The 24,928-nt window shown below is 64.3% G+C and carries 21 protein-coding genes; 11 read left to right on the top strand and 10 right to left on the bottom strand.

The features are described 5' to 3' along the window. Positions 1–13: 13 nt before the first annotated feature. The 5 genes from NKH02_RS00370 to ftsZ all read right to left on the bottom strand — a co-directional run bounded on the left by NKH02_RS00370 (position 14) and on the right by ftsZ (position 5,405). A complete protein-coding gene (locus tag NKH02_RS00370) occupies positions 14–859 on the bottom strand; it encodes a carbohydrate ABC transporter permease (protein ID WP_352875543.1) in 846 nt (281 codons plus the stop codon). After that, positions 856–1,707 carry a carbohydrate ABC transporter permease gene (locus NKH02_RS00375; RefSeq protein WP_502913761.1) on the bottom strand — a complete coding sequence of 284 codons (852 nt, stop codon included), beginning with the start codon at positions 1,705–1,707 and terminating at the stop codon, positions 856–858. The genes NKH02_RS00370 and NKH02_RS00375 overlap by 4 nt, the downstream gene beginning before the upstream one ends. Positions 1,708–1,789: 82 nt before the next feature. Then, a complete protein-coding gene (locus NKH02_RS00380; protein WP_352867202.1) occupies positions 1,790–3,058 on the bottom strand; it encodes an ABC transporter substrate-binding protein in 1,269 nt (422 codons plus the stop codon). Positions 3,059–3,097: 39 nt separating this feature from the next. Continuing rightward, positions 3,098–4,141: a substrate-binding domain-containing protein gene (locus NKH02_RS00385; RefSeq protein WP_352875547.1), complete on the bottom strand. Its 1,044-nt coding sequence runs from the start codon at positions 4,139–4,141 to the stop codon at positions 3,098–3,100. Between the two features lie 226 nt (positions 4,142–4,367). Beyond that, positions 4,368–5,405, bottom strand: a complete 1,038-nt coding sequence (gene ftsZ, locus NKH02_RS00390; RefSeq protein WP_352867208.1) for a cell division protein FtsZ — start codon at positions 5,403–5,405, stop codon at positions 4,368–4,370. Positions 5,406–5,865: 460 nt separating this feature from the next. Here ftsZ and NKH02_RS00395 point away from each other — a divergent pair, with 460 nt between their 5' ends. Both NKH02_RS00395 and NKH02_RS00400 read left to right on the top strand, forming a co-directional pair. Next, complete coding sequence (locus tag NKH02_RS00395; RefSeq protein ID WP_352867209.1) at positions 5,866–6,564, top strand: GntR family transcriptional regulator; 699 nt, start codon at positions 5,866–5,868, stop codon at positions 6,562–6,564. Between the two features lie 220 nt (positions 6,565–6,784). After that, the gene (locus tag NKH02_RS00400; protein WP_352867211.1) at positions 6,785–8,140 is read left to right on the top strand and encodes a glutamine synthetase family protein; all 1,356 of its coding nucleotides are present in this window, start codon (positions 6,785–6,787) and stop codon (positions 8,138–8,140) included. A 104-nt stretch (positions 8,141–8,244) separates the two neighbouring features. Here the strand turns inward: NKH02_RS00400 and NKH02_RS00405 are convergent, their stop codons facing one another. Both NKH02_RS00405 and NKH02_RS00410 read right to left on the bottom strand, forming a co-directional pair. Then, a complete protein-coding gene (locus NKH02_RS00405; protein ID WP_352875549.1) occupies positions 8,245–8,934 on the bottom strand; it encodes an SDR family NAD(P)-dependent oxidoreductase in 690 nt (229 codons plus the stop codon). Between the two features lie 154 nt (positions 8,935–9,088). Further along, a complete protein-coding gene (locus NKH02_RS00410; RefSeq protein WP_352875551.1) occupies positions 9,089–9,949 on the bottom strand; it encodes a MurR/RpiR family transcriptional regulator in 861 nt (286 codons plus the stop codon). Between the two features lie 180 nt (positions 9,950–10,129). On the opposite strand from NKH02_RS00410, the gene murA reads away from it, so the two are divergent. From murA to NKH02_RS00455, 9 genes are all read left to right on the top strand, one after another. Further along, a complete protein-coding gene (murA, locus tag NKH02_RS00415; RefSeq protein WP_352875553.1) occupies positions 10,130–11,386 on the top strand; it encodes a UDP-N-acetylglucosamine 1-carboxyvinyltransferase in 1,257 nt (418 codons plus the stop codon). Further along, a complete protein-coding gene (locus NKH02_RS00420; RefSeq protein ID WP_352875555.1) occupies positions 11,383–12,264 on the top strand; it encodes a glucosamine kinase nucleotide-binding domain-containing protein in 882 nt (293 codons plus the stop codon). The genes murA and NKH02_RS00420 overlap by 4 nt, the downstream gene beginning before the upstream one ends. A gap of 178 nt (positions 12,265–12,442) precedes the next feature. Then, a complete protein-coding gene (gene murQ, locus NKH02_RS00425) occupies positions 12,443–13,366 on the top strand; it encodes an N-acetylmuramic acid 6-phosphate etherase (RefSeq protein WP_352875741.1) in 924 nt (307 codons plus the stop codon). A 122-nt stretch (positions 13,367–13,488) separates the two neighbouring features. Next, entirely contained in the window at positions 13,489–15,009 is a 1,521-nt protein-coding gene (locus NKH02_RS00430) for an ABC transporter substrate-binding protein (protein WP_352875557.1), read from the top strand. 114 nt (positions 15,010–15,123) lie between these two features. After that, a complete protein-coding gene (locus NKH02_RS00435) occupies positions 15,124–16,083 on the top strand; it encodes an ABC transporter permease (protein WP_352875559.1) in 960 nt (319 codons plus the stop codon). Beyond that, positions 16,083–16,922, top strand: coding sequence for an ABC transporter permease (locus tag NKH02_RS00440; RefSeq protein WP_352875561.1), 840 nt, complete (start codon positions 16,083–16,085; stop codon positions 16,920–16,922). Before NKH02_RS00435 ends, NKH02_RS00440 begins: the two co-directional genes overlap by 1 nt. Continuing rightward, positions 16,919–18,664, top strand: coding sequence for an ABC transporter ATP-binding protein (locus tag NKH02_RS00445; RefSeq protein WP_352875563.1), 1,746 nt, complete (start codon positions 16,919–16,921; stop codon positions 18,662–18,664). The genes NKH02_RS00440 and NKH02_RS00445 overlap by 4 nt, the downstream gene beginning before the upstream one ends. 229 nt (positions 18,665–18,893) lie before the next feature. Further along, positions 18,894–19,901 (top strand): serine hydrolase domain-containing protein, encoded by a 1,008-nt coding sequence (locus NKH02_RS00450; RefSeq protein ID WP_352875565.1) that lies wholly within the window; start codon positions 18,894–18,896, stop codon positions 19,899–19,901. After that, complete coding sequence (locus tag NKH02_RS00455; protein WP_352875567.1) at positions 19,901–21,016, top strand: anhydro-N-acetylmuramic acid kinase; 1,116 nt, start codon at positions 19,901–19,903, stop codon at positions 21,014–21,016. The genes NKH02_RS00450 and NKH02_RS00455 overlap by 1 nt, the downstream gene beginning before the upstream one ends. Here the strand turns inward: NKH02_RS00455 and NKH02_RS00460 are convergent. The 3 genes from NKH02_RS00460 to NKH02_RS00470 all read right to left on the bottom strand — a co-directional run bounded on the left by NKH02_RS00460 (position 21,013) and on the right by NKH02_RS00470 (position 24,699). Beyond that, on the bottom strand, positions 21,013–21,435 hold the full coding sequence (locus NKH02_RS00460) for a GNAT family N-acetyltransferase (protein ID WP_352875569.1): 423 nt from the start codon (positions 21,433–21,435) through the stop codon (positions 21,013–21,015). The two genes, NKH02_RS00455 and NKH02_RS00460, sit on opposite strands and share 4 nt — an antisense overlap. A 67-nt stretch (positions 21,436–21,502) precedes the next feature. Then, the gene (locus tag NKH02_RS00465) at positions 21,503–22,891 is read right to left on the bottom strand and encodes a sigma-54-dependent transcriptional regulator (RefSeq protein WP_352875570.1); all 1,389 of its coding nucleotides are present in this window, start codon (positions 22,889–22,891) and stop codon (positions 21,503–21,505) included. Further along, positions 22,888–24,699 (bottom strand): sensor histidine kinase, encoded by a 1,812-nt coding sequence (locus NKH02_RS00470; protein ID WP_352875572.1) that lies wholly within the window; start codon positions 24,697–24,699, stop codon positions 22,888–22,890. The genes NKH02_RS00465 and NKH02_RS00470 overlap by 4 nt, the downstream gene beginning before the upstream one ends. Positions 24,700–24,928: the final 229 nt, after the last annotated feature.

Raw genomic sequence — 24,928 nt, forward strand, 5'->3', positions numbered from 1 at the left:
TCCGTGCCCTGCGTCATCGGTTGGCAATCCCCCACATGGCGAACAGGTATTTTCGAACGGCGAAGATGAAGATCAGCGCCGGCACGACCAGTGCGGCGCCGCCGGCGAATTTGAGATAGAGCGGCGATTCACCGAGGCTTTGCAGCAGGAAGGCGGTCAGCGTGCGGTTCTCGATGGTGAGCACGGCGGCTGCGAACACCTCGTTCCAGGAGATGGTGAAGGCAAACACCGCCGAGGCGGCGATGCCCGGCAGGGCCAACGGCAGGATGACCTTGCGAAAGGCCTGCCATCGTGTGCAGCCGAGCGTCCAGGCGGCCTCCTCTAGCTCGACCGGAATGCCCGAGAACAGCGAGAACGTGATCAGCACGGCGAACGGCAGCGCCAGCGTGGTATGGACCAGCGCCAGCCCGATGGCGGTGTCGTCGAGGCCCGTGCGGATGAACATCACCGCCAGCGGCAATGCCAGCAGTGGCAACGGGAATGCGCGGGTCATCAGCACCAGGAAGCGGAAGGCCTCCTTGCCCGGAAAGTCGAAACGCGACAGCGCGTAGCCGGCCGGAGCGCCGAAGCCGATGGACAGGATCATCGTCAGGGTGGCGACGAGGACCGAGTTCCACAGTGCCCTGGCGACGCCGGCGAATTCGATGAAGAAGGATAGGCTGCCGAGATCAAAGGACGGCAAGAAACGCTTGGGAAAGGCGGTGACCTCATCCGGTGACGACAGCGCGTTGACGATCAAGAGGTAGATCGGCAGCAGCACCCAGACGCAAAGCAGGATGGCGGTGGCGATCAGCAGCCAGTCGCCGGCCTTGCGCGCATCGGCGGTCGCGGCAGTCGGTGCTTCGGCAAGGGCGCTCATATCCGGGCTTCCTTGGGCACCCGCAGCACCCTAAGGAAAAACAGCGTGAAGCCGATCGAGATTGCGAGGATGAGCAGCGCCGAGGCGGCGGCGACATTGCGATCCTGCAGCGTGAATTGCCAGTTGTAGGTCTCGCCCATCAGCACCGGCAGGTTGGTGCCGCCAAGGGCTGCGACCACGGCGAAGACCTCGAAGGCGAGGATGACGCGCAGGATGATCGCCGTCTGCAGGCTGGGGCGCAGCAATGGCAGCGTGATGCGCAGGAAGCGCTGCCACGGGCTTGCCCCGAACACTTCCGCCGCCTCGTAATATTCCTTGGGGATCAGGCCCATGCCGGCGACGAGGATGACCATCATGATCGCGGTGGCCCGCCAGATCTCGGCCAGCGCCACGGCGATGAAGATGGTCAGCTTGCTCTGGTAGCCGAGGAACATGATCGGCTTGTCGACGACGCCAAGGCTGGAGAGCAGCGTGTTGAGGAAGCCGGACTGGTCGAAGATGGCGAGCCAGATCAGGCCGGCGGCGAGGTCGGAAATGCCGAGCGGGATGGCGAAGACATAGAGCGCGGCACTGCGCCCGGTCTCCAGTCGCGACACCACGCTCGCCATCAGCAGCGCCATGACCAGTTGGATCGGTACGACGATGGCTGCCAGCAGCAGCGTGTTGCGGACCGTGACCGGGAATTTCCAGCTGCCGGCCATGGTGCGGAAATTGTCGAGGGTGAAGGCGCCGTCGCGGGTGATCGCCTCGAAGGCGACCAGCGCGAACGGGTAGAGGAAGAAGATGCAGAGGAACAACGTCGCCGGCATCAGCAGCAGATAGGGCAGAGCCTTGCCGTGCATGGTGATGTCCTTTGCGTGCGGTGGCCATGTGCGTGCGGGTCTGGGCGCCCGAAGTGCAACAAACTCCGGGCGCCCCCTCGGGAGGATTTTAGTCGACGGGGCAAGCGCCAGTGGATGGCTTGTCGGGCGCCCAGCATGGCGCCTTGGCCTGGTCGATGAGAGCCTTGAGCACTGTTGCTTCTTCGCCGAGCACGCCATGCACGTCCTCGCCGCCGAGCACGATGCGCTCGAAACTGTCGGTATAGACCTGGTTGAATTTGCCGCCGAGGTCGCCGAGCCCCATCGGCAGCAACGCCGGCAGTGCATCGGGCGCACCGGTCATGGTGGCGATCGCCGGGCCGAAGGCCTTCACCGAGGCCGGCATGTCGTCTGGCAGTTTGACGTCGACGACCGGGAAGAAATTGGTTGCCTTGAGCGTCGCGATCTGGGTTTCCGGCTTCAGCATATAGGCGACCAGCGCCTTGGCCTTGTCGATATCGGGCGAGGTCTTCGGAATGGCGACGCCAGCCACGACAGGCATGAAGCCGCGACCGGCGGGGCCGGCCGGCGCCGGGAAGGCAACGAATTCGTCCGGCTTCTTGTTGAAGGCGTCGGCAAGGCGCGCGACATGGTCGAACGCCACCCAGACCTCACCTGAAAGCAACGGCTCCTGCATGAAGGCGTAGTTGGTCGAATTCGGGTTGGTGTACTGCCAGAGTTCCCTGAACTTGTTCCAGGCGACCTCGGCTTCCGGTGAACGGAACTTGGTCACCATCGAGCCGGTGTAGGACGGATAGAGAAACCCCTCGAAGAAGCGGTGCTTGAGCCCCTTGGGACCGGCGGGAAAGCCGAATTTCGGTGAGCCGGTCTTCTCCGCGATGTTCTTCGACCATTCGATAAGCTGGTCGTAGGTGATGGTGTTGAGATCGACGCCTGCCGGCAGATATTGCAAGGCCTGCTTGTTGGCCGCCATCAGATAGGTGGCCTGCATCCAAGGCAGGTATTTCTGCTCGCCGGTGCCGAGCATGCCGAGCTTCTTGTAGGCCTCGTTGACCTTGACGCCGCCGATATCGACGCCGGACAGATCGGCAAGGTTCGCTCCGACCGTCGAGAAATCGCCGTGCAGCCCACCCAGCAGGCCGATGGTGCCGGTGCCGGCCTGCAGTTCAGCCTGAAGGCGGGTGAGCCAGGGACCATCCTCGGCGACCTGATAGTCAACCGGGCCGTCAAAACCTTTCAGCACCTCGTCGCGCATCTTCTGGGTTTCCTCGACCGGACGCGCCTGCGTCGACCAGAACAAAACCTGCTGGGCTTGCGCGCCGCCCGAGGCGATCGTTAACGCCAGCGCGGCGCCGATCAGTGTCTTCAATGCTTTCATCACGGTCTTCCTCCCTGGATAGGCGCCATCATTTCGGCGTCAGCTTGTTGTCCGCGGTGCGGGTCCATGGCTTGCGCGCGCAACCAGCGTCGGCCGGATCAGCCGCGTCAGCGGCTCGGCGGGCTTCTCGGCGATCACGGTGAGCAGCATGTCGGCGATCTCGCGCGCGCATTGGCGGATCGAGGCATCGAACGTGGTCAGGCCCGGTGGCGCGTAGCCCGAAGCGGCAATGTTGTCGAAACCGATGACGGAGAGGTCGCGCGGCACGCCGAGGCCCGCGCGGGCGGCCTCCTCCATCACGGTCAGAGCCAGTTCGTCGAACAGAGCGACGATGGCGGTCGGCCTGTCAGGCCGCTGCAGCATGCGGTTGACGGCCTGGATGCGGGCCTCATGGTCGAAGCGCGGCGCCGTCACCACGTCGAGCCGCACCGACGGATCGCCCCGACGGGCAATGGCTGCGGCAAGGCCGTCTTGCCGCAGATGCCGGAAGGTCATCAGCTCGGAAATCGTCACCAGGCCGAAATGGCGGTGGCCGAGATCGTAGAGCATGTCGAAAGCCTCGCCGAAGGCGTGCGCGCCGTCGGTATCGAGCCAGTTGTAGCCGAACTCGCTGTCGAGAAGCCGGCCGTGGGCAACGAATGGAAAGCCACGCTCGCGCAGATAGGCGAGCCGCTCGTCAACCTCGGCGATACGCGTGACGACAACGCCATCGGCCCGCCCGGATTCGACGACATGGCGCAGCACCGACAGTTCCGAATGGCCGAAGGCCGCGGTGGCCAGGATCAGGTCGGCGCCGTGCGACACCAGCCCTTCGCCGAGCCCGGTGACGAATTCGCCAAGGAAAGAATCGACAAGGTTCGGCCCGCGGATCGGTAGTACGAGGCCGACGAAACCACTGCGGCCGGAGACAAGCGTGCGCGCCGCGGTGTTGGGCACGTAGCCAGCCTGACGTGCCGCTTGCGCGACACGCTCGCGCGTCTTCAGCGCGATCTGTTCATGGCCGGCAAGCGCCCGCGACACCGTCGTGATCGACAGGTCGAGGCCTGCGGCAAGCTCCTTGAGCGTGATGACGCGGGTCGTCATCGCTCCTCCCTCGAACAAGTTTGAAACGTTTGTAATTGTCTTTCGCAAAATTGCAAACGTTTTAAATTTCTGGCCCTTGGATTGATCCGAGGCTAGCCTGCCTTTCCACCCTGCGGTGCAGTTTCGGTCAAGTTGCAATCGAGATGAAGCTTGGCAGCGGCCACCATGCGGCCAGCCCAGGCCTCCGTGCGGTGCTACTATCGCTCCGCACTCCGAGCGGCGGATCCTACTGAAGCGTTCGCGCCGGCGGCTGGCCGGCATGGTCCCGGGCGATGCCGGCATCGCCATCCTCTGCTCCAGACGCACGGTCGAGGCCTGTCGCCACCACCGAGACCCTGAAGCGGCCTTCCATGCTCTTGTCGAAGATCGCGCCGACGATGATGTCGGCGTCCTCGTAGACCTCTTCGCGGATACGAGTAGCGGCCTCGTCGACCTCGAACAGGGTCATGTCCCTGCCGCCCGATATCGAGACCAGCACGCCCTTCGCGCCCTTCATCGACACTTCGTCGAGCAGGGGGTTGGCGATCGCGGCTTCCGCCGCCTTCATCGCCCGGCCCTCACCGGAGGCCTCGCCGGTGCCCATCATGGCGCGGCCCATGTCGCGCATCACCGATTTGACATCGGCGAAGTCGAGATTGATCAGGCCTTCCTTGACGATGAGATCCGTGATGCAGCTGACGCCGGCATAGAGCACCCGGTCGGCGATGACGAACGCATCGGCGAAGGTGGTCTTGGCATCGGCGATCCTGAACAGGTTCTGGTTCGGGATGACGATCACCGTGTCGGCGCTCTCGCGCAGCCGCTCGATGCCCTCTTCGGCCATCTGCATGCGGCGCCGGCCTTCGAAGGTGAACGGCTTGGTGACGACGCCCACCGTCAGGATGCCGGCCTTGCGCGCCGCCTGGGCGATGATGGGAGCAGCACCGGTTCCGGTGCCGCCGCCCATTCCGGCGGTTACGAAGCACATATGCGTGCCGGCCAGATGATCCATGATCTCGTCGAGCGATTCCTCGGCCGCGGCCCGGCCGATCTCGGGAAGCGATCCGGCGCCCAATCCCTCGGTGACATGAGAGCCAAGCTGGATCAGCCGCGTTGCCTTCGACATGGTCAATGCCTGGGCGTCGGTGTTGGCGGCGATGAATTCCGTGCCCTGAAGCTGCTCCGCGATCATGTTGTTGACGGCATTGCCGCCGCCGCCGCCAATGCCGATGACGGTGATCTTGGGTCTCATCTCGGAGATTTCGGGCTTCTTGAACTCGGCCATGCCTGTTTCTCCTTCGCCAATTGCGCGCGCTTCACGACCCACCCTCGGACTGCCTTGGGAACATTGCAATCGAGCGGCATGACGCGAATCAGTCCGTTCGCATGGGTACCCCAAAAAGCCAGAGAGCGGCCAGAGGTGCAAGTGCGCGCAAGGTCAAGATTTGTGATGACGGTTTTGCACAGTGGAATCGTGGAGGTGTTCGAGAGCCGGCGCGATACGCCAAACCGAATCCGATGCGGTTGCGATAGCCGCCGGAAGAACCGCGACCGTGTCTGGAAAAGTTTGCTGGCTGCAATGGCCGGCAGGGTGACGAGCCGGCTTGCCGCGCAACGATCGAAGCGTCTATCATGCGTCGATAAATCGCTGACTTGGCGTTCTCGCCGCGATCGGCCAGGCAGGATTATCCGCGGCTGTTGTCGTCAGGGTAGATTTCAGAACGAATGAAGCAGCGCCCCCGCCAATGGCCGACAAAACACAATTCGGGTTGACCGCCGTCGACACCGTTCCCTTGCATGAGAAAGTCTATCTGGAACTCGTGCGGGCGCTGATGTCGGGCCAGTTCACGCCGGGCCAGAAGCTGACTTCACGCAAGCTCGCCAAGGCACTCGGCACCAGCGACATGCCGGTGCGCAGCGCCTTCATGCGGCTTCAGGCACTGCGGGCGCTCAGCCCCATGCCGAACGGCAGCGTCGAAGTGCCGGTCATTTCGGCCGAACGGTTTTCACAGCTGACCGCCGTGCGCACGATCCTCGAAGGCTCGGCGACCGAGCTTGCGACGAAACGCATCAACGGCAACAATCTGCGGGCGATCCGACGCCACTGCACCGACCTGACCCTGGCGGCGCGCAAGGGCGATATCGACGATTACCTGCGCAAGAACCACGACTTCAAATTCTCCATCTATCGCCATTGCGGCAACGAGCAGATGATCTTCCTGATCGAGACCGTATGGATGCAGGTCGGCCCGTTTCTCAGGAACCTTGCCATGGGCTTCGAGGATGACCTCGCCTCCATTCTTGACATCGACCATCACGAGGAAGTCGTCGCGGCGATCGAGGCCCAGGATGGCGAGCGAGCGCGTGCGGCCATCGTGCGTGACATCGATGAAGGCGCCGCGCACATCCTGCAGCAGGCCAGATTTCCGGAAATCAGAACCTGAAGTCGCCCCTTGGCTTTCCGCCCTCTTACCTCTATGTTGCGATCGTAGATCGCGCAATTGGTTTTGAAATGCCTCCCGACATCCCAGCTAGTGAATTGAAAAAATAAGGAAAAAGCCCTTGGCGGCAGCCAGGTCTGTTTTCCAAAACTCACAAGCTATCTTTACCAGGGACAGTGCAGCCGATGAGGCTGCGGCACCTTCAAAAACCAGAGGTTATAAATTGAGCGATGCAATTGCGGACGTTTTGAACTGGCTTGAAAGCAGGACCGACATCCAGAGTCTGAGGGCGGCGGTGTGCGACCTCAACGGCATCATGCGTGGCAAGCGCATTCCGGTCGAGCAGGCAAGGAAGGCGCTGGAAGGCAAGCTGCGCATGCCTTATTCGCTGATCGGGCTCGACATCTGGGGCGAGGATATCGAAGGCAACACCCTGGTGTTCTCGACCGGCGATGCCGATGGACTGTGCCAATGGACGGGGCGCGGCATTCTGCCGGTCGCTTGGACGGCGCATCCGACGGCGCTCATCCCGCTCTGGCTTGCCGACGAAACCGGCGCGCCCTATCTCGGCGACCCGCGACGGGCGCTGGCCCGAATCCTCGATCGCTACAAGGCTTTGGGCCTGACCCCGGTCGCGGCAACGGAACTCGAATTCTACCTCGTCGATCCGCAATCGCAGCGGCCGGTCGGACCTGTCTCGCCGGTGACCGGGCGCCGTCTCGATTCCGACGCGGCGCTGTCGATCGACGAGATCGACGACTTCGAATCCTTCATCCATGACGTCTACGAGGCTTGCCGGACGCAAGGCATTCCCGTCGACACGGCCATCGCCGAGAACGGTGTCGGTCAGTTCGAGATCAATCTGAACCATGTCGCGGACGCCTTGCGGGCTGCCGACGATGCGGTGCTGTTCAAGCGCACGGTGAAGGGCATTGCCCGCAAGCACGGCTTTGCCGCCTGCTTCATGGCCAAGCCCTATGGCGACCGGGCCGGCAACGGCTTTCACGTCCATTTCAGCCTGATCGACGGCGAAGGACGCAATGTCTTCGACGACGGCACCGACCAGGGCTCGGAGATCATGCGTCATGCGGTCGGTGGCCTGCTTGCGGCGATGGCCGAGAGCACGCTGGTGTTCGCACCACACTTCAATTCATACCGCAGGCTACGCCCACGATCCTATGCGCCGACCGCTGTCGCCTGGGGTTATGAGAACCGCATGGTGGCGATCCGCATTCCTGGCGGACCGAGCGGTGCGCGCCGTATCGAGCATCGCGTTTCGGGAGCGGACGCCAATCCCTACCTGGTGCTTGCCGCCATACTGGGCGCCGCACTGACAGGCATTGAAAGACAAATATCGCCAGGCGATCCGATCCGCAGTGACGGTCAGGGACTTCCCCCGGCAAAGCTGCCGCCGGACTGGGCGTCGGCGATCGCCGCCTTTGAAAGCGGGGCGCATGTGGCGGAGATCTTTCCGGCGATCCTGCGCGACTCCTTCGTTGCCTGCAAACGCCAGGAGCTGAATACGTTCGCGCTCAATGTCAGCGATTTCGAGATCGAGACATACCTCGAAAGCGTTTAGGTCCGACTGACCGAAAGCGCCGGCATTCGGTCCGGCCAACCTCCCAGCTGCCGAAAAGCAAGGGCTTGCACGACGCAGTCGCCCCTGGGCGATCCGCTGGATTGTCAAAACGTCTCGACCCAGGGCCGCAGCTCGAGCTCCGAGCTCCAGGCGCTGCGATGCTGGCGATGGGTCGCGAGATAGGCCTCGGCGATGGCGTCCGGCGACAGGCGGCGGTCCGGCCGGTCGGGATCGGCTGCCTGTCCGGGCGGCTCGATCACCCCGTCGATGATGAAGTGGGCGACGTGAATGTTCTTCGGGGCGAGTTCGCGGGCCATGGACTGCGCCAGGCCGCGCAGGCCGAACTTCGGCATGGCAAAGCCGGCCGAGCCGGGAAATCCCTTCACACTGGCGGTGGCGCCGGTGAACAGGATCGATCCGGAACCCCGGACAAGCAGCCGACGCGCCGCCTGCTGGCCGACCAGGAAACCGCCATAGGCGCCGACCAGCAATGCCTGTTTGACCGCTTCGGCATCGAGTTCGGCGACCGGGCCGCGCGTGCGAGCGCTGGCATTGAAAACCACGAGCGCCAGCGGGCCGGCCTTGTCGGCGGCGTCGAACAGCTTGGCGACGGACGCAGCGTCGGCGACATCCGTCTCGACGGCCAGCGCACCGGTCTCGTCGACCAGAGCGCTCAGCTTCTCCACGTTGCGGGCGGCCAGAACCACGCGAAAGCCTTCCCGGGTGAGAAGGCGCGCAAGCGAAGCGCTCAGACCAGCGCCGGCGCCTGCAATGACGGCCACATCGGATGTCATGATTTTTCTCTCCCTGCGGATTTCGGCGGAAGCGTCTCGCCCGATTAGACAGGGTCGCGCCTTTGCGGGTGACAGGCAAGAGATGGCATTGCTGCAGCTGTTGCGCCAGACGGCCGCGGGACCGGCGTTGCGCGGTCCAATATCGCCTGTGGCGCTACGAAGACCGCTCGGCCTTCAGCACCGAAACCGCCACTTCGCTGTTGTGAACGTACTCATTGGCATCCGGCTGCTTCTGTACCAGCAGGATGAACAACAGGTCCGTCAGCGTCAGCTGTGCGTCGCGCGCGGTGATGGAGGAGGAGCGCGCACGCTCCTCGTCGGCGATGGTGTAGAGGCGGATGTCGGCGACCCGGCTCAGCGGATTGTCGTGCAGGCCGGTGACGGCGATCACCATCGTGCCGCGCTTGCGGGCAAGCTCGGCGATGCGCAAGGTTTCGATGCTGGCGCCGGAATAGGAGAGTGCGAACAGCACGTCATCAGGCCCGAGCGTCGAGACATTGGCCATCTGGATGTGGCTGTCGCTGTCATGCATGACATTGCGGCCGAGCTTCATCAGCTTGTAGGAGAAATCGCGCGCCACCAGCGAGGAAGCGCCGACGCCGACCAGATGGATGCGGCGCGCGCCATCCAGCAATTCCAACGTCCTGGAGATGATGCGCTCGCTGTTGGCGACGATCGTCCGCTGCATCGACAGGAGCTTGCTGCCGATCAGCTTCTTCAAAATGACCTGATGGTTGTCGCCGACCTCGATCGAGCCGTGGATCATGCCGGCCGGCACCTGCCACTCCCGCGCCTTGGCCTCGCTGACGGCGAGCTTGAGCTCCTGATAGCTGGCATAGCCGAGCTTCTGGCTGAACTTGACGACGCTCGACTGGCTGCGTCCGATCTCGGCCGCGAGGGCGGCCGTCGACAGGCGCAGCATCTGGTCGGGATTGTCGACGATGTACCGGCCGATCTCACGATCGCCGGGCGCCATGCCGTCGAGCTTCACATTGATCCTGTTCAGGACGGACACGGGATTTCCTCGCGCTTTCAGGTGCCGGCTCAAGGAATAAAATATTCCAATTCCGATTGACAGCCAAGAACGTAGAATTAATTCTCGAACTGGGCCGAGCCAACATCCGGGATTCGGAGCAATATCTCCGGAGAAAGCCGCCCGAGTATGGCCGGCTTTCGTCGCACAAGGTTTCAGCCCATGGACAGATTGCGGATCGTCGGCGGACAAAGATTGGAAGGCGCGGTCACCATATCCGGCGCCAAGAACGCCGCCTTGCCGCAGATAGCAGCGGCGCTGCTCAGCCCCTACCCGCTCGAACTGACCAATTTGCCTGATGTGACCGATGTCGAAAACATGCTCGGCGTGGTGCGGCTTCATGGCGCCGAAGTGACACGATCGGCGCATGCCGCGACGATCGACACCAGCGCCGCCGTCTCCAAGGAGACCTCCTACGATACGGTCAGGAAGATGCGGGCGACCGTGCTCGTGCTGGCGCCGCTGCTCGCCCGTTTCGGCCATGCCCGGGTTTCGCTGCCGGGCGGCTGTGCGATCGGCGCGCGGCCGGTCGACATGCATGTCGCGGCACTCGCCGCGCTGGGCGCCAGGATCGCCATCGAGAACGGTTCGATCGTCGCATCAGCGCCGAACGGGCTGACCGGCACGCGCATCGTCCTGAACTCACCATCGGTCGGCGCGACGGAAACCGCCATGATGGCGGCGACCACGGCCAAGGGAGAAACCGAGATCCTCAACGCGGCGCGCGAACCCGAAGTGGCTGATCTCGCCGCTTGCCTCAACGCCATGGGTGCCAGCATCGAGGGCGCCGGCACGCATCGCATCCTGATTGCCGGCGACACGAACTGGCACGCGGCCACGCACGACATCATCCCCGACCGGATCGAGGCCGGCACCTATGCCATCGCCGCTGCGATCACCGGCGGCCAGCTCGAACTGACCCATGCCCGGCTCGAGCATATGGCCTCGGTGGTGCAATTGCTCGAGGCCACCGGCGTCAGCGTCTGGCCTGGCGACCGCGGGCTTATCGTCTCACGCGACCGGCCGCTCAGGGCTGTCGACGTCACGACGGAACCCTATCCGGGGTTTCCGACCGACCTCCAGGCGCAGTTCATGGCGCTGATGTGCTGCGCCGAAGGCGCATCGCTGCTGCGTGAAACCATCTTCGAGAACCGCTTCATGCATGTTCCCGAACTGATGCGGCTCGGCGCCAACATCAAGCTGCAAGGCACCACGGCGCTGGTGCGCGGCGGCGCGATGCTGCATGGCGCGCAGGTGATGGCCACCGATCTGCGCGCATCGGTGTCGCTGGTGCTGGCGGCGCTTGTCTGCGAAGGCGAAACCATCATCAACCGCGTCTATCATCTCGACCGCGGCTATGAGCAACTGGACCGAAAACTCCGCCTGTGCGGCGCCAACATCGAGCGGCTGAGCACATGAGCAGCGGCGCGGATTATTTCCTCGGCGTCGACGGCGGCGGCACCGGTTGCCGCGCCCGCATCGAGGATACCCAGGGAAACGTGCTGGGACAAGGACTGTCGGGCCCGGCGACGATGCGGCTCGGCATCGATGCCGCCTGGGCGTCGGTTGCAAAAGCGTTCGGCACGGCGATCGAGGAGGCGGGCTTCGGACCGACCGAGATCGCCCGGACCCATGCCGGCATCGGTCTTGCCGGCATCGGCCGCAAGGGCGCGCTGGAAGCACTCAGGGCGATCGCGCATCCCTTCGCCAGCATCGATTTCGTCAGCGACGGAGTCGGCGCCTGCCTTGGCGCGCATTCGGGCCAGGACGGCGCCATCGTCATCGCCGGCACCGGCTCGATCGGCCTTGGCTTTGTGGAGGGCCGCGACCTGCGCGTCGGCGGCTACGGCTTTCCGATCTCCGACGAAGGCAGCGGTGCCGATCTCGGCCTGAAAGCCGTGCAGCTGGCGTTGCGCGCCCATGACGGCCGGCATGAGCGGACGGCACTTCTGGCGGAAGTGATGCAGCGTTTCGAGGACGATCCGATGGAAGCCGTCGCCTGGATGGACCGCGCCAGTCCTACGGACTATGCCGCCTTGGCGCCGATGGTGATGCGCCACGCCGACCAGGGCGATCCGGTCGGACGGCGCATCGTGCAAAGTGCGGCCGAGCAGATCGATACGCTGGTGCGGGTGCTGTTCGAGAAAGGCGCGCCGCGTGTGGCCTTGCTCGGCGGCCTCGCCAGCCCGCTCGAGCCCTGGCTCTCCCCCGATGTCCGGCGTCGCCTGAAGCCCGCCGACGGCGACGCGGTGTCGGGCGCGATCATCCTTGCCAAAAGACCCCTCGACGGACGGTAGCGTCCTGGCAGCGAAGGAATAAAATATTCCCAATTTCTGTTGACGATATGAATATCCAATTCTAAAAAGTTAACAGAGAAAACAGGGTAGCGACGACGGACCTTGGTCCTTGTGCGTTTGCGCCGATCGGCGAGCTATGCTCATCCGGCTGTGCCGCATGGTTTTTGAAAGCATTGGGATGACCGAGCAAGGGTTGATGTCCGAGCTGGACCGGCTGGTTTCCGAGGGCCGGAACCCGAGGACGATGGACATCGATCTGCTGCCGACCATCGACGTGCTGCGCAAGATCAACGACGAGGACAGGGCCGTCCCGGCGGCTGTCGAAAAGGTCGTGCCTGAAATCGCTGCCGCGGTGGACCGCATCGTGCTTGCCTTCCAGAAAGGCGCGCGTCTGATCTATATCGGCGCCGGCACCAGCGGCCGGCTGGGCGTTCTCGACGCCTCGGAATGCCCGCCCACCTTTGGTGTGCCCGAAGGCATGGTCGTCGGTCTGATCGCCGGCGGTCCCGACGCTCTGGTGCGGTCGACGGAAGGCGCCGAAGACGATCCGAAGATGGGCGCCAAGGCATTGCAGGACATTGACCTCACATCAGACGACGTCGTGGTCGGCATCGCGGTCAGCGGGCGCACGCCGTACGTGATCGGTGGATTGAATTATGCAAAACAGGTGGGCGCAACGACGGTTGCCCTGTCCTGCAATCCGGCCTCGACGATTGCCGGCATCGCCGACATCGCCATTTCGCCGGTCGTCGGCCCGGAGGTGCTCACCGGCTCTACCCGGCTGAAGTCGGGAACCGCGCAGAAGCTGGTGCTCAACATGCTGACCACCGCCTCGATGATCCGCATCGGCAAGAGCTACCAGAACCTGATGGTCGACCTTAACCCGTCCAACAAGAAGCTTGTCGCCAGGGCGATCAGGATCGTCATGCAGACGACCGGCTGTAGGGCGCAACAGGCAAAACAGGCGCTCGGCCAGACCGGCAACGATGTGAAGCTGGCGATCCTGGTGACGATCACCGGCATGGGCGTCGAGGAAGCACGCGCGGCTCTGGGCAAGGCCGGAGGCTTCCTGCGAAAGGCAATCAGCGAGACGACGGCATGAAGCCGGATGGGACAGTCGGCGTGAAGCCACATAGACTGGGCCGATAGTCCAAAGCATGTGTGTCTTGGAAGCAGTCGGCGGAAACTGCAAGGCATCGAGTTCAAACAAAATGGGAGACGAGAATGGTTCACCTCACAAGAAAGCTGCTGTCGGGCATTACGCTGGCCGCGATGCTCGGCGTGGCCGCGGTCTCAACGCAGGCGAGTGCTGCAACGCTGCATATGGCCTGGTCGCAGGACGCAACCGGGCTTGACCCGCACAAGCAGACGGCGTTTTCGTCGCTGCGGCTGCTGGAGCTGATCTATGAGCCGCTGGTGCGTGTCGATGCCAGCCTGCGGATCATCCCTGCAATCGCCACCTCCTGGGAGTTCTCCAAGGACGGCAAGGAGCTGACCTTCAAGCTCGACCCCAAGGCAAAATTCCAGGACGGCACCGCCGTCACCTCGGCCGACGTCAAGGCATCGTTCGAGCGCATCCTCGACGAGAAGACGGGGGCTGCGGCACGTGCCAACTTCCTGTCGATCGCCAGCATCGATACGCCGGATGCGGCGACCGTCGTGTTCCATCTGTCGCAGCCAGATGCGCCTATCCTGACGGCGATGAGCGACGTCAACGCGGCCATCGCCCCGGCCAGCGAAATCAAGGCCGGCTCGATCGGCACCAAGGCTTTAGGCTCCGGACCCTTCAAGCTCGACAAATGGGACCCCAATGCCAAGGAAGTCTTGAGCGCCAACAAGGATTGGGCCGAGGGTGCGACAGGTGTCGACGGCATCGAGATCAGCGTGCTTCCCGATGAAGCGGCGATCCTGGCCGCCATGCGCACCAAGCAGATCGATTTCGCGCTGCTCAACGACCCGCTCGTCGCCACGCTGGTGCCCAGGGAACCCAGCCTGCAGCTGAACCGGGTGCCGGTGCTCGCCTATCACGTGCTGCAGCTCAATCCGTCACGCAAACCGATGACCGAACTCAAGGTGCGCCAGGCGATCTCCTGCGCCATCGACCGGCAGGAGGTGCTGGATACCGCTTCGCTCGGCGAAGGCAAGGTGACCGGACCGCTGACCATCCCTGCTCTGGCGACCGACCCAAGCCAGTTGTTCTGCTACAAGCGCGACGTCGAAAAGGCCAAGAAACTGATGCAAGAGGCCGGCTTTGCCGACGGCTTTTCCGCGACGGTGATCGGCGCCACCGGCGAGCCGCCGACGGCAGCGGCAGAGGCGCAGGTCATCCAGTCGCAACTCGCTGAAATCGGCGTCAAGCTCGACATCAAGATGATGGAACTCAACGTCTATGTCGACGCCTGGCTGAAGGGCGATTTCGACATGGCGATCGCCTTGAACGGCGGCCGCGCCGATCCCTACACCATGTACAACCGTTACTGGACCAAGGCGGGCAATCTGCAGAAGGTGGCGAACTACATCGACGACACGCTCGACAGCCAGATGCAGCAGGGCCGCGCCGAGACCGATCCGGCAAAACGCAAGGCGATCTTCGCCGCGTTCGAGAAGCACCTCGCGGAAATGTCGCCGTGGATCTGGCTCTACACGTCCTACAGCTATACGGCCCAGCAGAAGAACATCGCCGGATTCGTGCCGACGCCAACGGGTACGCTGTTCAGCCTGAGCAAGGTTACCATCCAGCAGTAGCCGCCGCCGGCTCTAGAGATAGAAGCATGACGTCTGGACAAACGGCATCCGTTTGTCCGAGAAAACCGCTTCACACTTTTCGGCATCATGCTCTAGACGAGAGGACTTCTTCGCGTGAACTATCTGATGCGACGACTGGCGACGTTTCCTCTCGTCCTGCTTGGCGTGTCCATCCTGGTCTTCGTCGCGATCCGGATGGTGCCGGGCGATTCGATCACGGCGATGCTGGGGACCGAAGCCGGCCTGCTGACGCCGGCGCAACGCGACTCGCTCGCCGCCTATTTCGGCATCGACCAGCCATGGTTCGTCCAGTACTGGCGCTGGATCGGTGGTATCCTGCATGGCAATCTCGGCATCTCGGTCACCTATGGCAGGCCGGCGCTCGACGTCATCCTCGAGCGCTTCCCACTGACGCTCGAACTGGCCGTTCTGTCGATGGTCATCGCGCTCGCGGCCGGCATGCCGGCCGGGATCTATGCCGCCACACACAATGAGAAGCTATCCGATTTGGGCGTGCGCATCTTCGCCATGATCGGCCAGTCGACGCCGAGCTTCGTGCTAGGCCTGCTGATCATCTACACGCTGTCGGCCGGCTTCGGCGTGCTGCCGGCGATGGGCGAATTCGCGCCGCTCTGGCAGGATCCCTTGCGCAATCTCAGCCAACTGATGCTGCCCGCCATCACGCTCGGCTTCGCCTTCGCCGCTTCCGTCACCCGCATATCTCGATCGGCCATGCTCGACGTGTTGAGCGACGACTATGTGCGGACCGCGCGCAGCAAGGGCGCCTCGGCGCGCAGCGTCATCTGGCGGCACGCTCTGCCCAACGCGCTGATCCCTGTCGTGACGCTGAGCGGCATCGAGTTCGGCTACCTCCTGGGCGGCGCCGTCATCGTCGAGCAGATCTACGCCCTGCCCGGCCTCGGTCGCATGGTGCTGGATGCGATCCAGCAGCGCGACTACGCGCTGGTGCAGGGCAGCGTGCTGTTCATCGCCTTGAACTTCATGATCGTCAATCTCCTGGTCGATCTCGCCTATGTCGCGCTCGATCCGCGCATCCGGCTGGGAGAGTCCTGATGCGCATCCTGCGCGCCATTTTCGGCCACGGCAGCGGCCGCATCGGCGGCGTCATCGTCGGCGTCTATCTCACGGTCGCCATCCTCGGCATGCTGGGGCTGACGCCGCACAATCCCATCACGCAGTATCGCGTCGACCGGCTGCATTCGCCCAACGGCGCCTACTGGATGGGCACCGATTTGTTCGGCCGTGATGTGGCCAGCCGGCTGATGGCCGGCGTCGGCCAGTCGTTCACGGTCGCCTTCTTCTCCGTGGCCTTCGCCTCCCTTGCCGGCACCGTGCTCGGACTGGCCGCCGCCTGGCTCGGACGCCGATGGGACGGCATCGTCATGCGGATCATGGACGTGCTGCTGGCCTTCCCGGCGATCCTCCTGGCGCTGCTCATCGTCACCGTCGCCGGACCCGGCACCTGGACCAGCGTCGTTGCCATCGGCATCGTCTACACGCCGATCTTCACCCGCGTGGTGCGTGGCCCTGCGCTGTCGCTCAAGGCGCGTGAATTCGTCGATGCCGCACGCACCTTCGGCAGCAGTTCGAGCTACATCGTGACGCGCCATCTGCTGCTCAATCTGGTGGCGCCGTTGACCGTGCAGGTGACGCTGGCGCTGGCGTGGTCGCTTCTGACCGAAGCAGGCTTGAGCTTCCTTGGCCTTGGCACGCAGCCGCCGGCGGCCTCGCTCGGCCTGATGCTGAGCGACAGCCGCAATCTGATGGAGACCGCGCCCTGGCTGATGATCTTCCCGGGGCTGACGATCATGATCAGCATCCTCGGCTTCAACCTGCTTGGTGACGCCTTGCGCGATATACTAGACCCGAGGATGCGGAGGACGCCGGCATGACCCCGCTGCTGTCCGTCTCGAACCTGCGCGTCGGCTTCGGCCGCAATCCGCAAGCCAATGAGGTGGTGCGCGGCATAAGCTTCGACCTCGCCGATGGCGAGACGCTGGCCATCGTTGGCGAAAGCGGCTCGGGCAAGTCCGTCACCGCATTGTCGATCAACCGGCTCATCGATTTCGGCGGTGGCCGCATCACCGGCGGCGCCATGACGCTGAAACGCGCCGACGGCAGCCTTTTCGACCTGATGAGCGCGACCGAGCCGCAACTGACCGGCATTCGCGGCGCCGAGATCGGCATGATCTTCCAGGAGCCGATGACCTCGCTCAACCCGGTGCTGACCATCGGCTGGCAGATCGAGGAATCGTTTCGGCTGCACCGCGGCCTGACCGGAAGACAAGCCACGGCGGCGGCCAAGGATGCGCTCGACCGCGTGCGCATTCCCGATGCCGCGCGGCGGCTGAAATACACGCCCAACCAGCTGTCGGGCGGCATGCTGCAGCGGGTGATGATCGCCATTGCGCTGGCCTGCAATCCGCGCCTGCTGATCGCCGACGAGCCGACGACGGCACTCGACGTGACGGTGCAGGCGCAGATCATGGCGCTGCTTGCCGAACTGAAGCGCGAAACCGGCATGTCGATGATCTTCATCACGCACGACATCGGCCTGGTGGCCGGCATCGCCGACAAGGTGATGGTGATGCAGAACGGCCAGGCCGTCGAGCAAGGCGAGTTGAACCAGATCCTCGACAATGCGCGGCATCCGTATACGCAGCATTTGCTGCAGGACGTGCCGCATTTCACCAATGGCGGCACGACGCGTTCGGACGGACGGCGCGACAAAGGCGCGAGCCACGAGCCGGCCTTGAAGGTCGACGGCCTCGTGGTGCGGTTTCCGCTCAGGAGCAATTTCTTCAGCCGCGCCACGGGCGCGGTGCATGCCGTTGACGGCGTCGATTTCGACCTGATGCAAGGCGAGACGCTGGCCATCGTCGGCGAGAGCGGTTCGGGCAAATCGACCACCGCACGTGCCGTGCTGGGGCTGGTGCGGTCGACACGCGGCAGCTTCTCGGTCGGCGCTAGAAAGGCGTCAACGAAAAGCGCCCTGCCCGTGCAGATGGTATTCCAGAACCCCTATGCCTCGCTCAATCCAAGGCTCAGCATCGAGAGCATCCTGGCCGAACCGGTGGTCGCGACCGGCGGCCGGGTGGATGCCGGAACGCGGGCCAGGATGGCGAGCCTGCTGGAACGCGTCGGCCTGTCAAAAAACAGTCTCGAGCGCTATCCCCATGAATTCTCCGGCGGCCAGCGGCAAAGGCTGTGCATCGCCCGCGCGCTGATGCTCAACCCTTCCGTCGTCGTTCTCGACGAAGCCGTGTCCGCCCTGGATGTCTCGGTACAGGCGAAAGTGCTGGAGCTTCTTGTCGACCTGCAGCGCGAGTTTGGGCTGGCCTACCTGTTCATCTCTCACGACATGGCGGTCGTCGAGCGGATCGCCCATCGCATTGCCGTCATCTATGCCGGCCAGATCGTCGAGATCGGCGACGCGACCTCGGTGCTGTCGAAGCCGAAGCATTCCTATACGAAGAAACTGATCGCCGCGGTTCCGACCATCGACCGGCGCCACGAACATTTCGAACTCGACACGCGCCAGGTTCCCTCGCTCGTGCGCCCGCAGGGGTATGAGCCGGCACCGGCGAGATGGGAACAGTTTGGCGGGGATCACATGGCGAGGGTGGAGGTGTGATGGGTGGCACCCTGGAATACGCGAGGTCGGCGGGACAGCACCCCCCTCTGCCCTGCCGGGCATCTCCCCCGCAAGGGGGGAGATCGGATGTCGCCTCGGCTTTCGCCAATCTCCAACCTTGGAAGGTTGGCGGGACATCAACGCTGCCAATCTCCCCCCTTGCGGGGGAGATGTCCGGCAGGACAGAGGGGGGTGTGACGGATCGCGGCCTCTCGGACGGAGGCCGGCATTGAACGACCTCCAACAGCCCTTCAACAAAGCCTTCCAACCGCTGGCAGCAGCAGTGGCGGCCAAGCGCATCCCCGGTGGCGTGCTCGGCATTGTCGACAAACATGGCGAACGCATCGTCAGGTCGATCGGCTCGGCGCAACTCGTGCCGAAGCCCCGCCCCATGCAGGACGACACCTGGTTCGACCTGGCATCGCTGACCAAGGTCATCTTCACCACGCCGCGCATCCTGACGCTCGCGCAAGACGGCGTCATCGATCTCGATGCGCCGCTTACTTCCGCCCTGCCCGACCTTCGCCAGTATGATGCAAAGGCCTGGGAGCGGAACGTAACGTTTCGCCAGTGCCTCGGCCACCAGACGCCCTTTCCGGCTGTCGAGCCGATATACACTTACGGGCGCGATCCCGACCTGCTGCGCGCCTTCATCCTGCAGCGCGAGTGGCGGGCCCGCGACCCCGTCTATTCCGACATCAACTTCATCCTGCTCGGTCTTGCGCTGGAGCGGCTGTCGGGAAAGACGATCCGGGACATGGATCCCGGCCCCGGCTTTGCGTTCTCCGCCGATGCCGATGCATCAGCGGCGACCGAGGACTGCACCTGGCGCCACCGCGTGCTGTCCGGCGAGGTCCACGACGACAATTGCGCGGCGCTGCAAGGCGCTGGCCACGCCGGCCTGTTCGGAACGGCCGCTTCGGTGCTGGATTTCGCGCAAGGGCTGTTGGATGGCAACGGCGCGTCCGAGCGTTCGATCGCGCTGATGCGCACGCCCTTGTCCGCCGCCCGCACCCATGGCTGGGAGCGCCCCTATGCGGGCTGGTCCGGCGGGAACTTGTGCAGCCCGGGAACCGTCGGCCACACCGGCTTTACCGGCACCGGGCTGTGGATCGACTTCGACAGTGGCAAGGCCTGGACCTTGCTCACCAACCGGATCCATCCGACACGTCATTTCGATAGCGGCATCGTTTCGCTTCGGCAGGCGGTCGGCGATCTCGTCAATGGAGCTCAATAATGAAACCAATCTGGGCCGTCGGCCTGATGACCGGGACCGTGCTGGACGGAAACATCGACGTCGCGCTGATCAAGACCGATGGCGAACGGATCGACGATTTCGGCACCTATCGGCTGATGCCTTATCCCTCGTCGATCCGCACCCTGCTGGAAGAGACGCTGAAGCAGGCACGGGCCTGGAATTTTGTCGGGCCGGAGCCGGCGATTTTTCGCAAGGCGGAGGAAGCCCTGACGCGTGCCCAGTCGGCGGCGGTCAAGGAGTTGGTCGAAGGCTATGGCATGACGATGGCCGATATCGGCGTCGTCGGCTTTCACGGTCAGACCGTGCTGCATCGTGCGCCGCAGGTTGGACGTCTCGGCCAGACCCGGCAGCTCGGCGATGGGGAGCTGATGCACGCCCTGTTGGGCACCAAGGTCGCCTATGACTTCCGCTCGGCCGACATGCGCGCCGGCGGGCAAGGCGCGCCCTTGGCCGCGGCCTATCACACCGCGCTGATGCGCACCGCCGGCGCCAGTGGCGAGGTGGCGGTGCTCAATCTCGGTGGCGTCGCCAACATCACATGGTGGGACGGCGCCGACAATGTCGTTGCCTTCGACACCGGGCCGGCCAACGCGCCGCTCAACGATTTCATCAAGTCGAAGGGACTGGGCGAAATGGACCGTGACGGCACGCTTGGCCAGGCGGGAACGGTGGACGAGGCAAGGCTCGCCAGGCTGTTGGAGCACCCTTATCTCAGCAAGCCCTGTCCCAAATCGCTGGACCGTTTCGACTTCGGCGCCGCGATGGCGGACGGCCTGGGCGCCGAGGATGGTGCGGCGCTCCTCACCGCCTTCACCGCTGCCGCTGTCGGCAAGGCGCTCGACCTTTTGCCGCACCGGCCGAAAAAGCTCGTGGTCAGCGGTGGCGGCCGCCACAACCCGACGATGATGGCGATGCTGGCCAGCCGCGCCGGCGTCGAGGTGGTGCAGGCGGAAAGCCTGGGCTGGAGCGGCGACGCGGTCGAGGCGGAGTGCTTCGCCTTCCTCGCGGTTCGCGTGCTGCGCGGCCTGCCGATCAGTTTTCCAAGCACCACCGGTGTGCCGCAGCCGATGCGCGGCGGAAAGCTTGCCGGTTAAGCCAGTTTCTTCTGCAAGAAAACGCGGCTGCGGCCGACGGGGAAATCGGTCAGCGTTCCGAAGGGCCGATAGCCCTGGCGCTGGTAGACCTTGGCGGCGTTCGGATTGAAGGTGTCGATCCAGGCATTGTTGCAGCCGCGCGCAACGGCCTCCTGTTCGGCCGCGTCCAACATCGTGCCGGCCATGTGCTGGCCGCGCAGCCTCTCGTCGACCCACAGCCACTGCACGTAAAGCCAGCCCCAGGCGGTGTAGCCCGAAATGCCGGCAACGACCGCACCGGCCTCGTCGCGCACGAACACCGCCAGGGCCTTCCTTTCGGAAGCACCGATATCGCTATCGTTGAACGCCGTCAGACGCTCGCCGAGAAAGGCGAGTTCTTCCGACAAGGGGTTTGCCGTCGTTTCAAGTGTCGTGTTCATGGCTCTTTCCGAAATGCGCGACGGGATAAAAACTAGCGTTACGAAGGGCAGCGCACTTGCGCAATTTCTATATCTGTCCGCGAGGTTGCGCATCCGCGTCGCCGCCATTGCGGAATTCAGACGCGGCGATGCCGTAGCGCTTGAGCTTGTCGTAGAAGGTCTTGCGCGGTACGCCGAGTGCGTCGATGGCGCCGCGCACATCGCCGCCATGGTCGCGCAGCGCATCGCGGATGAGTTGCGCCTCATAGTGACCGACCCGTTCGGGCAGTGTTGCCGCGAGCTCCGGCAAGTGTGCGGAGGCCGCTTTCGTCTCATCCTCTGGACCAAAGCCGAGTGCGACGCGATCGGCAAAATGGGCGAGCTCACGCACATTGCCCGGCCAGGCGTGCGACTGGAGATGATCGCTGACCGCGGCGTTCACCTTGGCGATTGGCCGGCCGAACCGTTCCGAGGCCTTGCCGAGGAAATGCCCGAACAGCATCGGGATGTCGCCGCGCCGCTCGCGCAGGGGCGGGATGCGCAGCGTCACCACGTTGAGGCGAAAATACAGATCCTCGCGAAAATCGCCGCGCTGGTCCGGCCGTCCGAGATCGCCCTTGGTCGCCGCGACGACCCTGAGGTCGACGCGGCGGGTCTCGTTCGAGCCAAGCGGGGTGACGCTGCGCGTTTCGAGTACCCGCAGCAGCTTGACCTGGAGGGCCGGCGGCATGGATTCAATCTCGTCGAGGAACAGCGTGCCGCCGCTGGAATGTTCTATGCGGCCGATCCGGCGCCGCTGCGCGCCGGTGAACGCGCCGGCTTCATGGCCGAACAGTTCGCTTTCGATGACTGTCTCCGGCAGCGCGCCGCAATTCAGCGCCACGAAGGGTTTTGCGCGCCGCCGCCCCCATCTGTGCAGGAGGTCCGCCACCACTTCCTTGCCAGTCCCGGTCTCTCCTTCGACCAGCACGTCGACATCCATGTCGGCGATCTGGCGCAAGGTCTCGCGCAGGCGGCGGATGGCAGGCGCTTCACCGATCAGCGGCAGACCGTCTGCTGCTTGTGCGGCGGCCTCGCGCAGCCGCCGGTTCTCCATCACCAGCCGCCGCTTCTCCGATGCCCGTTTCAGCGCCTCGACAAGGCGATCGCCGGCATAGGGTTTCGGAATGAAATCGTAGACGCCGTCCTTGAGCGCGGCCACCGCAAGATCAACATCGCCATGCCCGGTGACCAGGATCACGGGTATGTCCGGATCGATCGCCTTGATGCGGTCGAACAGCTGCAGACCGTTCATGCCCGGCATGCGGATGTCGCTGACGATCACGCCTTCGAAATTCCTGTCGACGACACCAAGCGCGGCCTCGGCGGCATCGAGCGCGACGACGGTGAAGCCGGCAAGCTCGAGCAATTGCGTGGTGGCGTGAAGCAGGTCCGCATCGTCGTCGACGAGTGCCACCAGCCCTGATCGGTCCGTCATTCTATCCGCCTCAGGTCGATGGTGAAGGATGCGCCGCTGGCGCTGGCGGGATCGAGCCGCAGCGTGCCGCCCAGTTCCTGGGCGATCTCCTGCGAAATCACCAGCCCGAGACCGAGCCCCTTCTCCTTGGTGGTCTGGAACGGCATGAACAGATTGCCGGCCGCCTCTGGACCGAGACCAGGGCCGTTGTCGCGCACCGAAATCAGCACCCGATCGTCGCGCTCGGCGAGTTCAATCTCGATGCGGGGATCAGGCTGGTCCTTCATGGCGTCGAGCGCATTCTGCAATAAATTGACCAGGATCTGCTCCAGCCGGATGCGGCTCGCCATGACGACCGGCGACGCGTTGCCGCGCGGTTTGACGATGGTCACGCCGGAATCGCGGATACGGCCGGACAGCAGCGACAGCGCGCCGTCGATCGCCTCGCGCACCGGTAAGGGCGAGGCAGCGACACCCGGCCGGCGGGCAAAAGTGCGCAATGTGCTGGTGATCGCGCCGATGCGTTCGGTCATCGACACGATCGACATCAGATTGCCGCTGGCCGGTTCGGTCTTGCCACTGTCGAGAAAGCGGCCGGCACTCTCGGCATAGGTGCGGATGGCGGCGACCGGCTGGTTGATTTCGTGCGCCACGCCGGCGGCGATCTGTCCGAGTATCGACAGCCGGTTGGCCTGGGCGAGGTCGTCACGCAGCCGGCGGACCTTGGCTTCGGCGTTCTCGCGCTCGGCGATTTCGCCGGCAAGTGCGGCGTTGGAGCGCGTCAGCTCGGCCGTCCGCATGCTGACCCGGCTCTCCAGTTCGACATTCATCCGCGCCAGCGCTTCCTGTCTCAGCAGGCGGGCGCGCCGGCGCCGGGTCAGCACGAAGATTAGCAAGCCCATCAGCAGCAAGCCGAGCAGCGTGGTGAGGCGCGCCGTGTTGGCGGCGGCGGAGAGAGCCGCATCGGCGGGCGTCAGCAGCCAGAGACGCCAACCGGGGACAGCACCCGGCAGGTCCTGCACCACTTCGACGAACTGACGCTGTTTGCCGGCGCTGTCGATGGTCGCCAGACCGTCACCAGCGCCGCGTCGGATCGGCAAGGGTTCGAAGCCGGCATCGGCCAGTTGGAGCTGCTCGTGGGCAGCGGCGGTGTCCTGCGCGGAGAGCGGTGCGAGGGCATGAAACCGCCAGTCGGGCTGGCTGGTGGCCAGCACCACGCCGCGCTCATCGGTGACGAAGACGAGAAAGCCGCTGGATCGCCAATTGGCTTCGACGCGGTCTAGCTCGACCTTCAACACCGCAACGCCAAGCGGCTTGCCGCCATCGTCGACCCGGCTGGCCAGGTAAAGGCCTGGCTTGCCGCTGATCGTGCCGAGGCCATATTGGCTGGCGGCACCCTTCGCCATGGCCTCCTGAAAATAGTGCCGAAAATCATAGTCGATGCCGACAAAGCTGGTCGGCTCGCCGGCATTGCTGGCTGATATGGCGATGCCTGCCGTGTCGATGACATAGATGGCGGACGCCGAGGCATCGCCGGCAATCGCCTTGAGCTTGTCGTCGAGGGCCTTTTCCTGCATTTTTCCGGCTCGGCGCAGAGCGCCGCGCACCGCATCGTCACGTGCCAGCACCAAGGGAACCAGGCGCTGCTTTTCGATTTCGCCGGTCAGCGTCCCCGCCGCCAGCGGCAGGGCCGCAAGCGCTGTGTCGCGCAGATTGCCTGCCGCTTGGCCGGAGGCAATGCGCCCGGCAATTGCGATCGCGCCGGCCAGAAATACGAGGGCGACGACCACGACAAGCCAGCGGCCATCGCGCGCGGCCTCGCGCAGCAATTCACGGCCGGCAAATCCAGGGGAGCCACTGTCGGTACCTGCTTGCGACGTCTGCCCTCTCCTCTTCCTCCCAGCCCTCCCGGCTTCGCGGCCAGTGTAATGCGAAAATCCGCCCAGGCAAACGCTGCTTGTGCGGAAATCCGCACAGGCATTGCCCGCATGGCCTCTGACAAAGGCGGAAACCCTGGGATTCCGGCCTCTTTCCGATCTGGCACGACGCTTGCAAAAG

Origin of the sequence: Mesorhizobium sp. M1396, from assembly GCF_040317725.1 — a bacterium.
GTDB lineage: Bacteria > Pseudomonadota > Alphaproteobacteria > Rhizobiales > Rhizobiaceae > Mesorhizobium.

Coding starts and splice junctions, on each gene's coding strand:
- NKH02_RS00370 (WP_352875543.1), bottom strand. CDS start 859: ATGAGCGCCCTTGCCGAAGCACCGACTGCCGCGACCGCCGATGCGCGC.
- NKH02_RS00380 (WP_352867202.1), bottom strand. CDS start 3,058: ATGAAAGCATTGAAGACACTGATCGGCGCCGCGCTGGCGTTAACGATC.
- NKH02_RS00385 (WP_352875547.1), bottom strand. CDS start 4,141: ATGACGACCCGCGTCATCACGCTCAAGGAGCTTGCCGCAGGCCTCGAC.
- ftsZ (WP_352867208.1), bottom strand. CDS start 5,405: ATGGCCGAGTTCAAGAAGCCCGAAATCTCCGAGATGAGACCCAAGATC.
- NKH02_RS00395 (WP_352867209.1), top strand. CDS start 5,866: ATGGCCGACAAAACACAATTCGGGTTGACCGCCGTCGACACCGTTCCC.
- NKH02_RS00405 (WP_352875549.1), bottom strand. CDS start 8,934: ATGACATCCGATGTGGCCGTCATTGCAGGCGCCGGCGCTGGTCTGAGC.
- murA (WP_352875553.1), top strand. CDS start 10,130: ATGGACAGATTGCGGATCGTCGGCGGACAAAGATTGGAAGGCGCGGTC.
- NKH02_RS00420 (WP_352875555.1), top strand. CDS start 11,383: ATGAGCAGCGGCGCGGATTATTTCCTCGGCGTCGACGGCGGCGGCACC.
- murQ (WP_352875741.1), top strand. CDS start 12,443: ATGACCGAGCAAGGGTTGATGTCCGAGCTGGACCGGCTGGTTTCCGAG.
- NKH02_RS00430 (WP_352875557.1), top strand. CDS start 13,489: ATGGTTCACCTCACAAGAAAGCTGCTGTCGGGCATTACGCTGGCCGCG.
- NKH02_RS00440 (WP_352875561.1), top strand. CDS start 16,083: ATGCGCATCCTGCGCGCCATTTTCGGCCACGGCAGCGGCCGCATCGGC.
- NKH02_RS00445 (WP_352875563.1), top strand. CDS start 16,919: ATGACCCCGCTGCTGTCCGTCTCGAACCTGCGCGTCGGCTTCGGCCGC.
- NKH02_RS00455 (WP_352875567.1), top strand. CDS start 19,901: ATGAAACCAATCTGGGCCGTCGGCCTGATGACCGGGACCGTGCTGGAC.
- NKH02_RS00460 (WP_352875569.1), bottom strand. CDS start 21,435: ATGAACACGACACTTGAAACGACGGCAAACCCCTTGTCGGAAGAACTC.
- NKH02_RS00465 (WP_352875570.1), bottom strand. CDS start 22,891: ATGACGGACCGATCAGGGCTGGTGGCACTCGTCGACGACGATGCGGAC.